Origin of the sequence: Salinimonas profundi (assembly GCF_014750655.1) — a bacterium.
Classification (GTDB): Bacteria; Pseudomonadota; Gammaproteobacteria; order Enterobacterales; family Alteromonadaceae; genus Alteromonas; species Alteromonas profundi_A.
Genome location: NZ_JABBXD010000002.1, coordinates 397,678 through 410,056 on the forward strand (window position 1 = coordinate 397,678; position 12,379 = coordinate 410,056).

The 12,379-nt window shown below is 50.2% G+C and carries 13 protein-coding genes; all 13 read right to left on the minus strand.

The features are described 5' to 3' along the window. Positions 1–5: 5 nt before the first annotated feature. The 13 genes from flhA to fliH all read right to left on the minus strand — a co-directional run bounded on the left by flhA (position 6) and on the right by fliH (position 12,362). Positions 6–2,105 (minus strand): flagellar biosynthesis protein FlhA, encoded by a 2,100-nt coding sequence (gene flhA, locus HHX48_RS06215; RefSeq protein ID WP_191023264.1) that lies wholly within the window; start codon positions 2,103–2,105, stop codon positions 6–8. A 162-nt stretch (positions 2,106–2,267) separates the two neighbouring features. Beyond that, positions 2,268–3,392 (minus strand): flagellar biosynthesis protein FlhB, encoded by a 1,125-nt coding sequence (flhB, locus tag HHX48_RS06220; protein WP_191023266.1) that lies wholly within the window; start codon positions 3,390–3,392, stop codon positions 2,268–2,270. 12 nt (positions 3,393–3,404) lie between these two features. Next, the gene (gene fliR / locus HHX48_RS06225; RefSeq protein WP_191023268.1) at positions 3,405–4,187 is read right to left on the minus strand and encodes a flagellar biosynthetic protein FliR; all 783 of its coding nucleotides are present in this window, start codon (positions 4,185–4,187) and stop codon (positions 3,405–3,407) included. 2 nt (positions 4,188–4,189) lie between these two features. Then, positions 4,190–4,459 carry a flagellar biosynthesis protein FliQ gene (gene fliQ / locus HHX48_RS06230; RefSeq protein WP_191023270.1) on the minus strand — a complete coding sequence of 90 codons (270 nt, stop codon included), beginning with the start codon at positions 4,457–4,459 and terminating at the stop codon, positions 4,190–4,192. An 8-nt stretch (positions 4,460–4,467) separates the two neighbouring features. Then, entirely contained in the window at positions 4,468–5,229 is a 762-nt protein-coding gene (gene fliP, locus HHX48_RS06235; protein WP_191023272.1) for a flagellar type III secretion system pore protein FliP, read from the minus strand. Next, on the minus strand, positions 5,219–5,635 hold the full coding sequence (fliO, locus tag HHX48_RS06240; RefSeq protein ID WP_191023687.1) for a flagellar biosynthetic protein FliO: 417 nt from the start codon (positions 5,633–5,635) through the stop codon (positions 5,219–5,221). Before fliO ends, fliP begins: the two co-directional genes overlap by 11 nt. A gap of 28 nt (positions 5,636–5,663) precedes the next feature. Beyond that, positions 5,664–6,068 (minus strand): flagellar motor switch protein FliN, encoded by a 405-nt coding sequence (gene fliN / locus HHX48_RS06245; RefSeq protein WP_191023274.1) that lies wholly within the window; start codon positions 6,066–6,068, stop codon positions 5,664–5,666. Positions 6,069–6,097: 29 nt separating this feature from the next. Beyond that, positions 6,098–7,156, minus strand: a complete 1,059-nt coding sequence (gene fliM / locus HHX48_RS06250; RefSeq protein WP_191023276.1) for a flagellar motor switch protein FliM — start codon at positions 7,154–7,156, stop codon at positions 6,098–6,100. Between the two features lie 14 nt (positions 7,157–7,170). Then, the gene (gene fliL, locus HHX48_RS06255; RefSeq protein WP_191023278.1) at positions 7,171–7,707 is read right to left on the minus strand and encodes a flagellar basal body-associated protein FliL; all 537 of its coding nucleotides are present in this window, start codon (positions 7,705–7,707) and stop codon (positions 7,171–7,173) included. A gap of 89 nt (positions 7,708–7,796) precedes the next feature. After that, positions 7,797–9,656 (minus strand): flagellar hook-length control protein FliK, encoded by a 1,860-nt coding sequence (locus HHX48_RS06260; protein ID WP_191023280.1) that lies wholly within the window; start codon positions 9,654–9,656, stop codon positions 7,797–7,799. A gap of 152 nt (positions 9,657–9,808) precedes the next feature. Continuing rightward, the gene (fliJ, locus tag HHX48_RS06265) at positions 9,809–10,252 is read right to left on the minus strand and encodes a flagellar export protein FliJ (protein WP_191023282.1); all 444 of its coding nucleotides are present in this window, start codon (positions 10,250–10,252) and stop codon (positions 9,809–9,811) included. Between the two features lie 3 nt (positions 10,253–10,255). After that, complete coding sequence (gene fliI / locus HHX48_RS06270; RefSeq protein WP_191023284.1) at positions 10,256–11,590, minus strand: flagellar protein export ATPase FliI; 1,335 nt, start codon at positions 11,588–11,590, stop codon at positions 10,256–10,258. Continuing rightward, positions 11,583–12,362: a flagellar assembly protein FliH gene (fliH, locus tag HHX48_RS06275; RefSeq protein WP_191023286.1), complete on the minus strand. Its 780-nt coding sequence runs from the start codon at positions 12,360–12,362 to the stop codon at positions 11,583–11,585. The genes fliI and fliH overlap by 8 nt, the downstream gene beginning before the upstream one ends. Positions 12,363–12,379 lie beyond the last annotated feature (17 nt).

Here is a 12,379-nt window from a genome sequence, read left to right on the forward strand (position 1 = left end):
TCAGATTATTGACCCACTGAACTGACAATTCGTATTTGTTTGTCATCCGGCACTTCCTGATAAGACAGGACGTTCAGGCCATTGACAGAATATTTAAAGAAGCGGGAAAGTACCGGTCTTAGCATACCTGATGTCAGCAATACCGCTGGTTCACCGGCTAATTCCTGTTGCTGACTGGCTTGTTGTAACGATTTCTGTAGCCTGTCTGCCAGCCCGGGTTCAATACCTGCGCCATCTTCTCCGCCTGCTTGTAAGGACTGGTGCAACATCTGTTCCAACTCTGGCGCCAGAGTTATGACGGGGATCTCCGGAGTACCCTGACAAATCTCCTGCGCGATAAGTCGTTTAAGTGAAATGCGCACGGCAGAGACCAGCACGTCAGGATCCTGGCTCTTGGTACCGTACTCACTCAACGTTTGCACGATGGTTCGCATATCCCGAATGGGCACACCTTCAAAAAGAAGCGTCTGCAGTACTTTAACCACCGTACTAAGGGGCAAAATATCCGGTACCAGCCCTTCCACCAGCTTGGGATTTGATTTAGCCAGCATATCCAGTAACTGCTGCACTTCTTCATGACCCAGTAACTGATAGGCATTATTGGTCAGTAGCTGCGATAAATGCGTGGCCACCACCGTCGCAGCATCTACCACGGTGTAACCAAGCGTCTGAGCGTGCTCGCGCTGGCTGGGCTTAATCCACACCGCATCCAGGCCAAACGCAGGATCCTGGGTAGGCCGGCCATCCAGGTTTCCGAAAACCTGCCCCGGATTAATTGCCAGTTCTTCATCATGACTGATTTGTGCATCACCAATGGTGACGCCCAGCATGGCGATAGTATAAGCATTGGGATCCAAATCCAGGTTATCGCGAATATGCACCGGCGGAATGAGAAAGCCCAGTTCCTGTGACAGCTTTTTACGCACCCCTTTGATACGGGTTAGCAGCTCGCCGCCCTGGGACTTATCAACCAGCGGGATTAAACGATAGCCGACTTCCAGACCAATTGTGTCAACCTGCTGGACATCGTCCCAGCCAAGCTCTTTGGCTTCAGGTGCTTCAACCGGTTCATCAGTGGCCAGCGACGTTGCCGCAGGTTCCAGCTCAGCCTTCTTAGCCTGCTTGGTTTGCCAGTAAGCATACCCACCGGCAATGGCAGAAAAGCCTAAAAACGCAATGTGTGGCATGCCGGGAATGATACCCATGACAAACAAGACCGCAGAGGCAATATACAGCGCCTGTTGATTGCCTAACTGACTACGGATTTCCTTACCCATCTCCTGGGTTTCGTTTTCCCGGGTCACAATAATGGCGGTAGCAACTGATAACAGCAGCGACGGAATTTGCGCTACCAGACCATCACCGATGGTTAAAATGGTATAGACCTCAACGGCGTTACCAAAGGTCAGATCATGCTGAATCATGCCGATGAACAGACCGCCGACAATGTTGATAAGCATGATAAACAGACCGGCTACCGCGTCACCTTTGACAAACTTTGACGCACCATCCATCGACCCGTAGAAATCCGCTTCAGCGGTGATTTCTTCGCGGCGATGACGGGCCTGATCCTGGTCAATATAACCAGCATTCAGATCAGCATCGATGGCCATCTGCTTACCGGGCATGGCATCTAAGGTAAAACGGGCATTAACTTCAGAAATACGCCCCGCACCGGCCGTCACTACTTTAAAATTAATGATCAGTAAGATGGCAAACACCACCACACCGACTGCATAGTTACCGCCAATCACCACGGCGCCAAATGCTTCAATCACCTTTCCGGCGGCATCACCGCCCTCATGGCCATACAGCAGGACCACCCGTGTGGAGGCGACGTTAAGTGCCAGCCTCAGTACGGTGGCAATCAGCAGAACAAGCGGAAAGATACCAAAATCGATAGGACGTTGGGTGAAGACCGCCACCAGAATGATGACCAGTGACAATGCGATGTTAAAACTGAACAGCACATCCAGCAAAAATGGCGGCATTGGCAGAATAACCATGCCCATAATCGCCAACAGTACGATGGGCGCACCCAAACCGCTGGTGAATTTTTGCAACTGATTTTTATCGAACCGCTGTAGATAAGCTGCTAACTGCATTGCGTGGAATCTCTCACTATCAGAATTTTGACGCTAAAAGAATGCGATAGCAGAGATAGTTCAACTACCGTGCCATATTTAGAGGTCGTTTTTTGACAGTGAAAAGCGGAAAGCTAAACGCACTAAAAATCAGATACATGCAAGATTTTACACGCACGATAATCAGCGGCGTAGCTCTTCAGGAATGGGCAGATCTTTTTTCAGTGGCTTAGGACGCTGACCTTTACCCGCTTTGTAAGCGCGCAGCTGATAGACATACGCCAGTACCTGCGCCACGGCCATGAATAACTTATTCGGTACCTCTTCGTTCACTTCCGTAGAATAGAAGATAGCCCGCGTCAGCATAGGCGAAGGGATCAGCGGAACATCATGCGCCGTGGCAATTTTACGAATATGCATAGCCAGTTCATCCTGCCCCTTGGCCACGACCACCGGCGCACGATTGCCATCTTCCTCGTATTTAATGGCTACCGAATAATGGGTCGGGTTGGTGACAACCACATCAGCATCCGGGACATCCTGCATCATTCGGTTGGCGGCAGCCTGGAACTGTAACCGACGGATGCGGCCTTTAACCTGTGGGTCACCTTCGGCATTCTTATGCTCGTCCTTGACTTCCTGTTTGGTCATTTTCAGCTCTTTATTGTGTTTGTGCATCTGATAGGGCACATCAATCAGGGCAATAGGGATCATACCCAGAGTAAGAAACAAAAATGCCCATTCCAGCATACTCATGGCATGAAACAGGTTAAGGGGATACATCTCCCGATCAAGATGCAGCGCCTCGTTTTTAAAGTAAAACAACGCGCCAATAGCAATGGCACCAATAACAAAGAATTTCGCAATGGCTTTCAGTAGCTCCACCATTGCGTTAGGGCCAAACATGCGTTTAAAGCCGTTAATGGGATTGATCTTATTGGCTTTCGGGGCCGCTGATTCCCAGCTAAAGTTAAATCCGCCTAGTGCGATACTGCCGTAGATGCCGGCCAGCATAGAGACAATCATATATAGCAAGACAGGCCAGGCAACAGACATCAAGGCTTCGCCGCTTGCCGAAAACATATGTGAGATATCGTAGGTTTCATCGCGCGACAGAGTGAACATGCGCTTGGTCATTACAAAAATATCTTCGGCGACAACGCTGCCAATAAGCAAAAACATGAAGGCACTGATGATAAGCACCAGCGCCGTTGATAACTCCTTGGATCGGGCAAGCTGCCCCTTTTTTCGGGCATCGTCGAGCTTTTTCTGTGTGGGTTCTTCTGTTTTATCATGAGCGTCAGACACGAGTTCCCCTCCTTAACCCGGACAAATCCGAACCAGTTCACAGATGAACTGTTCTGCCCTGCCCCATTGCGCGGAAAAATGGGCGATAAAGTTATCCAGTGTAATCCAGATAACCAACAGCCCGGTGATTTGCGCAATGGAAAAACCAATACTGAAAATGTTTAACTGCGGTGCCGCCTTGGTCATTACACCGAACGCCAGGTTAACAATCAGCAGAGAAACAATAGGCGCCAATGACAAGGTGACGGCAGAAATAAACATCCATGCTCCCCAGTGAGCAACTTCACGCAATTGCTCGCCGGTAAACCAGGCACCACCAATCGGAAACGCATCGAAGCTGGCCACCACCATCTGGATCATAGATAAATGGCCGTCCATTGCCCAGAACAGCAATGTTGCCAGAATCAGATAAAACTGACCCACCGCAGGCACGTTAATCCCATTTACCGGATCAACAATCGAGGCAAACCCCAAACCGGTTTGCATGGCAACGATCTGGCCTGCCAACACAAAGGTGTTCAACACCATCATAGACACAAAACCCATGGCGATGCCGATCAGCAATTGGCGGATAATCTCCATAAACGTGCCCAGTCCGACCAGGTTATCTACCGGGACCGGATCGACAACCGGCATAATCACCAGCGTCAGAAAAACAGCAAGTAGCGCCCTGACCGGCGGTGGTAGCGTTTTGGCGCTCAGACCAATCATCGCTGCAAACATGCCGCTAATGCGCATAAACGGCAAGGTCGAATCAGCCAGAAACTGGAAAACAACGTCTAGCTCGTACTGCATTATCAGCCAACAACCTGCGGAATTTGCTCAACCATGTTATAGAAGAAATCCATCAGCTTTTTAACCAGCCAGTTTCCGCCCCAACTCAATGCCAGTAAGGTCACAATCAAACGTGGTAAGAAACTCATGGTTTGTTCGTTGATAGAAGTCGCTGCCTGAAAAACGGCAACAATCAATCCCACAATCAGACTGGGGACAATGACGGCAGACACCAGCAAAATAACCATGAACATGGCTTCACGCAGTATCTCTACAAATACTTCGGGTGACATAATGCCTCCTACACGCCCATTCCAAAGCTGGTAGCCAGGGTACCGAAAATAAGATTCCAGCCATCCACCAGCACAAAGAGCATCAACTTGAAGGGCAATGACACGATCATCGGTGACAACATCATCATACCCATTGCCATGAGTATAGATGCCACCACCAAATCAATGATTAGAAACGGGATAAACAGCATAAAACCTATCTGAAACGCGGTTTTAAGCTCACTGGTCACAAATGACGGGATTAAAATTGTCAACGGCACCTCTGAAGGCTCCTGATATTTATCCTCGTCGCCGGCAATGCGCACAAAGGTTTCCAAATCTTTGACCCGCGTCTGCGATAACATGAAGGCGCGCATCGGCGCTTTTGCCTCCTCAAAGGCCTCCTTGCTTGTCATCTGTTCATCCAGATATGGCTGTAATGCCTTTTCGTTTATCTCATCAAAGACTGGCGCCATAATAAATAACGACAAAAACAGACTGACGCCGATAAGAATCTGATTAGACGGTGACTGCTGTAAACCAATCGCCTGGCGCAGGATAGACAGCACAACGATGATGCGGGTAAAGGAGGTCATCATCATGATAAACGCGGGTATCAGGCTTAAGGCTGTCATGATGAACAGCGCCTGTAGCGTCATGGAATAATCCTGAGTACCGTCGGGGTTGGTGGATACCGTCACGGCCGAAATGCCCTGCTGCGCAAACGCAGGCATCGCCAACAAGCTTACCAGCAGTACACCCAAACAGGTTAAAAGCGATTTATTTCGCATCGTTGTCGTCTCCCTTCACCGATGGATTCATTTTGCCCGCCATGGCTTTAACCAGCTTATCTTTAAACTGACTACCGGTGGTTATCGCGTGCTGATTCGGAGCAATTTTATTTTCCAGTTTACACAGGTGGGAAATATTATGACTGGTCACGCCAATCATATGCTGCTCATCACCCACTTCAATAACCATTATGCGTTCTTTGGCACCGGCTACCATGCTGGCGACCACTTTCAGCTGGCCACCACCACCGTGGGTGACATTAAACCGTCGCATCACATAGGCGAGCGCAAAAATAATCGCGACAACCAGCAGAAGTGATAGAAAAATTGACAGTACAGAGGTGGGATTAGTGATGGACTGCGTGCTCTGCGCCATCACATCAAAGGGCAACACCAGGGGAAGCAGTGCGCAACCCCCTGATAAAATTGATGATTTAGCGAAGCTTTTTGATTCTCTCGATTTGACTGATAACATCGGTGAGTCGGATACCAAATTTGTCATTAACTACTACTACCTCACCATGAGCAATCAACGTGCCATTTACTAAAACATCTAATGGCTCCCCGGCAACCCGATCCAGCTCCACCACTGAGCCCTGATTCAGTTGCAGCAAATTCCGGATGCTTATCTGACTTCTGCCCACTTCCATGGAAATGGTGACCGGAATATCAAGAATCGTATCCAGCTTGCGTTTTTCCTCGGAGCTTATGGGTGCGTCTTCGGTAAATTCATCCAGCTCAGCTGGCTGAACATCCTCTTGTGCGCCCTGATTTTCTTCCGATTCAGCCTGTTCCGCCATTGCGGCAGCCCAGTCGTCCATGCCGTCTTGTTCACTCATAACAATGCCTCTGGTTGCTAAGGCCTGGGTTACAGGTCTTCTTCAAGTACTTGCAGTTCCGCGTCATTATCAATAATGCGGCCACCGCGGGTTAATAGTTGCAGCTCTGATTTAACCGATGTCGGTCTAGGAATTTTATCGGTAATTTTCAAAGCCAGATTATCTCTGGAACGCCCCAGTTTTGCTCTGAACGTGGGTAAATCCTCAATCATAACAGTGATATGTTCAGGCATTTCCACCGGAATGATGTCGCCGGCTTTAAACTCCATGACCTGTTTGAGGGACACCTCAACATCCAGCATGTGGGTAGACAGTTCTACATCCACATCCATGATTTCATCACGAAGCGCTTTGCTCCAGCGCAGATCCGTATCTTCTTTGTCACTTTGTACACCGGCATCCAGCAGCTCGCGGATGGGCTCAAGCATCGAATATGGTAACGACACATGAAAATCGCCGCCGCCGCCATCAAGTTCAATATGAAAAGAACTGATAACCACCACTTCCGTGGGGCTTACGATATTTGCCATCGCCGGATTCACTTCCGAATCCAGATACTCAAACGATACATCCATGACCGGGGCCCAGGCTTCTTTATAATCCTCAAAGATAATTTTGAGCAGCATCTGGATGATCCGGCGCTCAGTCGGCGTAAACTCCCGACCTTCAATCTTGGCGTGATAGCGTCCGTCCCCACCAAAGAAGTTATCCACCAGAATAAACACCAGGCGTGCTTCCATGGTAATTAAGCCGGTGCCTTTTAACGGGCGAAAGCGCACCATGTTCAGACTGGTTGGTACAAACAGGGTATGTATGTACTCGCCAAACTTGATCATCTGAATGCCGTTAATCGACACCTCAGCAGAGCGGCGCATCATATTAAACAGGCTCACGCGAAGATGCCGGGCGAAACGCTCGTTTACAATCTCAAGCGTTGGCATTCGCCCACGGACAATACGATCCTGTGAGGAGAAGTCATACTCGAGCGCTGAAGAATCAGAGGGCGATTCGCTGGCCTCATCTTCTTCTACATCATCGACACCATGTAACAGGGCATCGATTTCATCCTGAGATAATAAATCACTCACAGTCTTTTCCTGATTTATTGCATGACGAAGCCAGTGAACAGAACCTGTTCAACCACATTGGCTCCAACCGTTTCATTCATTACTTTTTGCACTTCACTGACAGCACTTTCGCGCAGTGCTACTTTTCCGGCTTCGGTTATCAGCTCATCGGCGTTACTGCCGCTGAAAACCTGTAGCAGCGTTCCTTCGATAAGCGGAATATGCATTTTGGCGGTTTCTTCGTTGTCACTGCCACGCACCATCAACTGCACCTTTATCTGCACAAGTCGATCGCGTCCAGAGCCGGGTACATTAAACGTAAACGGGCGCGGCATTGCTACATACAGTGCTGTACCAACTTTTGCATTACCCGTAGTTGCACTGCCAGACTGACCGCTACCGGCCTGGGTTGCCTGAGCCGGGGCTTCCTCGGCAACAGGCTCATCGCTGCCGGAAAACAAAAAGTACCAGGCTGCACCGCCCGCCCCCAGGACTGCCACGATAATAATGACAATAAGCGGGAGCTTGCTTTTTTTGCTCGTTTCTTCGATCTGTAATTCTTCTTCGGCCATTTTCTGTCTCTACTGCTTCAGGCTTGTCTCGTTTAATCAGCCGCTATTATCAATGCTCAGCATAAAAGCGCAATAATGCGAAAGACGGATTAAGCATAATCATCTATACCCCCCTGGGCTTGCCGGGTAAGCGGCTGCTCAATCACCTGTGTACCATCATCAGCATCGCCGTGACCGGCAGTCTGTCCGCCGAAGCCACCGCGACCATCTGACTGTGTATCAGACTGCCCCTGACTTTGCTGCTGAACCGATGACTCACCAAGCTCAATACCTTGCTGTGCGAGCATATCCTTTAGCCGGGGCTCTGCCTGAGCCAGGGCTTCACGCGCTTGAGGCGATTGCACAATAAAACTGACTGATGCTGCATCACCCTGAACGTTTACCCGTACCTGCATGCTGCCCATTTCAGGTGGATCTAACCGGATCTCAGCCATCATATTGCGGCTGTTCACCATCCAGCGTATTTTCTCAGTCAGCTGTTTCTGGCCATCTGGCTGATGAATATTTACCGGCTGTGACAGGCCTTCTGCCTGTCGGGTAGCTGTACCGGATTCTGCTCTCACCTGTGTATTTTCTGTTATTGCCATGTCAGGCGCAGCCAGTTGCGCGGCTTGTTGAGCAGCCAGACTTGTTGTACTGGCAGCATTGAGCAGCGTATTGATCTGGCTTAGCTGCTGGTCAATATTCTGACTCAAAGCGGGAGTCACATTCACCTCAGACTGCTGCAGCGCTTCAGTAACCATCGCCTTTAAACTGATACCCGGCTCATGACCCTGCTGAATCTGCGTTTTCATCTCAGATAAGCCAGCCACAATTGCATCGGTGATCTGCTTTTTCGCACTGTCAGATACTGATGGGACCAGATCCGCTACGCGGGCCGTAATATTCTGCGCAAGATCCTCTGACTGCTTATCAGTAAGACTGACGATATTTTCCATCAGCGATAACATCTTCGGACTGATCGCCTGGACTGACTCAGCAGCGCCTGCTTGCGTCACCTCATCTGCGGCAGTCTGTTTACCAGCAATCTGGCCCTGAATCACCGATAACAATAAAGCAGCATCTTGTTGTGCTGCATCGGACTGCGATGAGCCTTTAAGCTTAGCCACCAGCGCTTCAAGCGATTGGCCATCCTCTCCCAATTGTTGCTCTGCACCTTCATTTTGCAAACCGCTGACAATGGCCGCGGCTAATTCCTTAAGGGTAGCAGATGCATCACTTACTGTTGAACCGGCATCTGTATTCGTATTTTTTTGCTGAGCCGCAATCTCATGACCCAATCTGGCAATCAAATCAGGAATGGCGGGGATCTTATCCTGCTCACGTCCGGTGCTGTCGCCTTGCAGATTCAGCAAGTGAGCGATTTTTGTTGCTTCATCAACCATCGCTGGATTTTGCAACTCAGGATCTGCCGATAGCGTCTGCCCGGTAATTGCGGCTTCCGCTTCCACCGCTTTGTTTTTATCTGCGTCTGATATGCTGCGAATTTGATCGACATAAGCCAGCCAGTCGATATCCTCTGGCGTGCCTTCATGAGCAATAATCGTCTCGCTCAGTTCGCCTTCCACCGTATCTGACTTACTATCCTTCGCTCCAACTGTTCCGGCTTTTTCTTTATCTTTTACCGCTGGGGCGGCATCACCCGAAGTGACATTGTTTTCGCCGCTCTGCGATTGCTTGTCTTTGGCCTGGATTGCGTTATCAGAACCCGTCGATTTATCAGTGGTTTTCTGGCGGGCGTCTGTCTTTTTAGCAGAGACGCCAGAAGACTCTGTCGATGGCATATTTCGTTCAGACGCTTTATCAGCACCGGCAGACTGACTACTTTGCCGAAACGCCTGCGAAAAGGCCGCACCATTGGTCGATTCAGGCTTCAGATCAACATCACCGTCAAGATTTATCGGCAAAGCGGCAACGTCCTGACGCTTCGTGGCAATGTCTTGCATCATAACCTTAGGTTCCTTATTCAAAATTCCCGCGCAGGCCTGTTAAAACCAGGTTTAAAGCCTTATCTGGATAAGCGGAAAACCGTCACTGTAATGAATACAGCAAGTCGTGTTCCAATATTGTATGCTGATCTGAAAAATGTCTGGAAGAGCGGTTAATATCTTGTTTTTGCGCGTAAAAAGCGCTGGGCGGCAAACTCATCTAACTGGTCCTGCTCGCGTCGGCCTGCCGCCACTGCCGCCTCATGCTGTTTTTTATCAATCAGGAAATCGACGGCTTTTCGACGTTTTTGTTGTTGAAGATAATGCTGACGCCGCTGATCCACCACTAATGAAGCTCGGGATATTATCTGGTTTTGCTGCTCGCAGGCTTTATCAAGCTTGGCCACAAATTGCAGATGTTGATGATAATCGCGGGCATCTAACCCACCATGCTGACCGTTCTGCTGCAAATTACGCAAATAATCCAGCCGATACTGCTGTAAGCTGCTTAACTTCTGGCGTTGTTCATTCAAACTATGCTGTGCCATCTGATAAGCCTGCGCCGCTTTTTCTTCACGGTCGCGCTCCACGCGAATGACGGTATCAAGCTGTCCCATACATTACCCGTTACCCAGTCCGCCAGCCAGCGCCTGCATCGCTTCGTGGCATTCATCAAAGGTCAGGGTCTGTTTCATTCCCTGTTGCAAAAATGCGTTAATGGCAGGTTCTGCGCGGATCGCAAGATCGATGCGCGGATCAGAGCCGCGGGCGTAAGCGCCTATAGCAATCAAATCCTGATTCTGTTTGTATGTTGAATACACCTGACGGATACGGCGCGCCTGCAACTGATGTTCTTCACTAACGACCATTGGCATAACCCGGCTGATAGAAGCTTCAATATCTATGGCCGGATAATGACCGCTGTCTGCCAGTTTGCGTGACAAGACCACGTGACCGTCAAGAATTGCGCGGGCTGCATCCGCGATAGGATCCTGCAAATCATCGCCTTCTGTCAGCACAGTATAAAAGGCCGTAATTGAGCCCTGATTTTCCGAACCATTACCGGCTCTTTCTACCAGCGCTGGCAACCGGGCAAATACGGAAGGCGGATAGCCCTTTGTCGCCGGAGGTTCACCCACAGCAAGAGCAATTTCACGCTGCGCCATGGCATACCGGGTTAATGAATCAATGAGCAAAAGCACATTTTTACCCTGGTCACGAAAATATTCGGCGATAGTTACTGCAGTCTCACATGCCTTTAAGCGCATTAATGGCGAGGTGTCTGCCGGTGCGGCGACGATAACTGCCCGCTGACGCTCTTCTTCGGTGAGTATTTCATGAATGAATTCTTTGACCTCGCGCCCCCGTTCGCCGACCAGGCCGACCACGACAATATCTGCCTCGCTGCCACGGGTCATCATGCCCAGCAGAACGCTTTTACCCACACCACTGCCGGCAAATAAGCCCATTCGCTGTCCGACACCAACGGTATTTAATGCATTTATCGAGCGCACGCCGACATCCATCGGCTCACTGATAGGCTTTCGCAGCAATGGGTTCATGGCCGCCCGTGTAGTAGGCATCCGGGTATCGGTTTTTACCGCGCCTAAGCCATCGAGTGGCTGGCCGTTGCCATCAACGACCCGCCCCAGTAATCCCATACCTACCGCCAAACCGCTTTCTCTGTCCAGCGGAATAACCCGGGAACCGGGAACAATACCGCGTACGGCCTCGGTGGGCATCAGATAGGTAATATCATCACCAAAGCCGACAACCTCGGCTTCAATTTCACCCTCAACGGTTTGCACTTTGCACTGACTCCCCACGGGCAACTGACAGCCTACGGCCTCTAATGTCAGGCCGATCCCGCGTACCAGTTTTCCTGCCGCCACGATGGGTGGCTGCGGAATCTGGTCTTTGAGGTCGCTGAAATAGTCCTTAAAGGGATCAGTCACGGTGCAGGCCCTGCTCCAGTAAAAAACGGTCGAGGACTTCGCGGGTTCTGCGCTCAACAGAATTATCAACGGCATTGGTGGCGGTGACAATATCGCACCCGCCGCGGGACATCGTGGGTGATTCGATCAACTGCCAGCCTTTATCCGCTACTTTTTGTGCACCGAAATGCTCAGTGATAAGCGCAACATCCTCAGGATGCATATGAATCTGATACGTGTTTTCGTTAACCGGCAGTGCTTTCATGCCTTCTGCCAGCGCCTGTAGTATAACCTGCTCGTTAGTGGTGACTTCATGACGAATAACAGTCTTTGCCAGTGCTACGGCCAACTGTACAAGTTGCTGCCGCGAGGCTTCCGTGACCTGATTCAATGGCGCGTGCAGGTTATCGGTCAGTGCCTGCCAGATTTCGCTTTGCGCGTCTATGTGTGACTTTGCTTCATCCAGCCCCTGCTGCAAACCTTCCTCGTGGCCGGCTTGCCTGCCAGATTCCAGGCCTTCTTCATAGCCCTGCGCTTTGCCTTCTTCAAAACCAGCCTGTTTACCTTCAGCGTAACCTTCGTCCTGAGCCGCCTGACGAATGGCTTCAATCTCTTCCAGCGTAGGCGGTTTTATTTCTTCCTCTTCTTCGGGCGGCTCATATTTCCAGTCACTGCGGCGATTCAGTGCGTTGGTTTTATCTGCCTCCTCTGCTTCCCTGCCTGCATCGTCAACAAACGGCAAATCCCAGAGTTTAGCCTGCGCCGCGGACAAATTATCATCATATTCAGACATGGTTTAGTCTACCGAAA

Excerpts from the sequence above, each read along its gene's own strand:
- flhA (WP_191023264.1), bottom strand. The coding sequence starts at position 2,105 with ATGCAGTTAGCAGCTTATCTACAGCGGTTCGATAAAAATCAGTTGCAA.
- fliR (WP_191023268.1), bottom strand. The coding sequence starts at position 4,187 with ATGCAGTACGAGCTAGACGTTGTTTTCCAGTTTCTGGCTGATTCGACC.
- fliQ (WP_191023270.1), bottom strand. The coding sequence starts at position 4,459 with ATGTCACCCGAAGTATTTGTAGAGATACTGCGTGAAGCCATGTTCATG.
- fliP (WP_191023272.1), bottom strand. The coding sequence starts at position 5,229 with ATGCGAAATAAATCGCTTTTAACCTGTTTGGGTGTACTGCTGGTAAGC.
- fliN (WP_191023274.1), bottom strand. The coding sequence starts at position 6,068 with ATGAGTGAACAAGACGGCATGGACGACTGGGCTGCCGCAATGGCGGAA.
- fliL (WP_191023278.1), bottom strand. The coding sequence starts at position 7,707 with ATGGCCGAAGAAGAATTACAGATCGAAGAAACGAGCAAAAAAAGCAAG.
- HHX48_RS06260 (WP_191023280.1), bottom strand. The coding sequence starts at position 9,656 with ATGATGCAAGACATTGCCACGAAGCGTCAGGACGTTGCCGCTTTGCCG.
- fliJ (WP_191023282.1), bottom strand. The coding sequence starts at position 10,252 with ATGGGACAGCTTGATACCGTCATTCGCGTGGAGCGCGACCGTGAAGAA.
- fliH (WP_191023286.1), bottom strand. The coding sequence starts at position 12,362 with ATGTCTGAATATGATGATAATTTGTCCGCGGCGCAGGCTAAACTCTGG.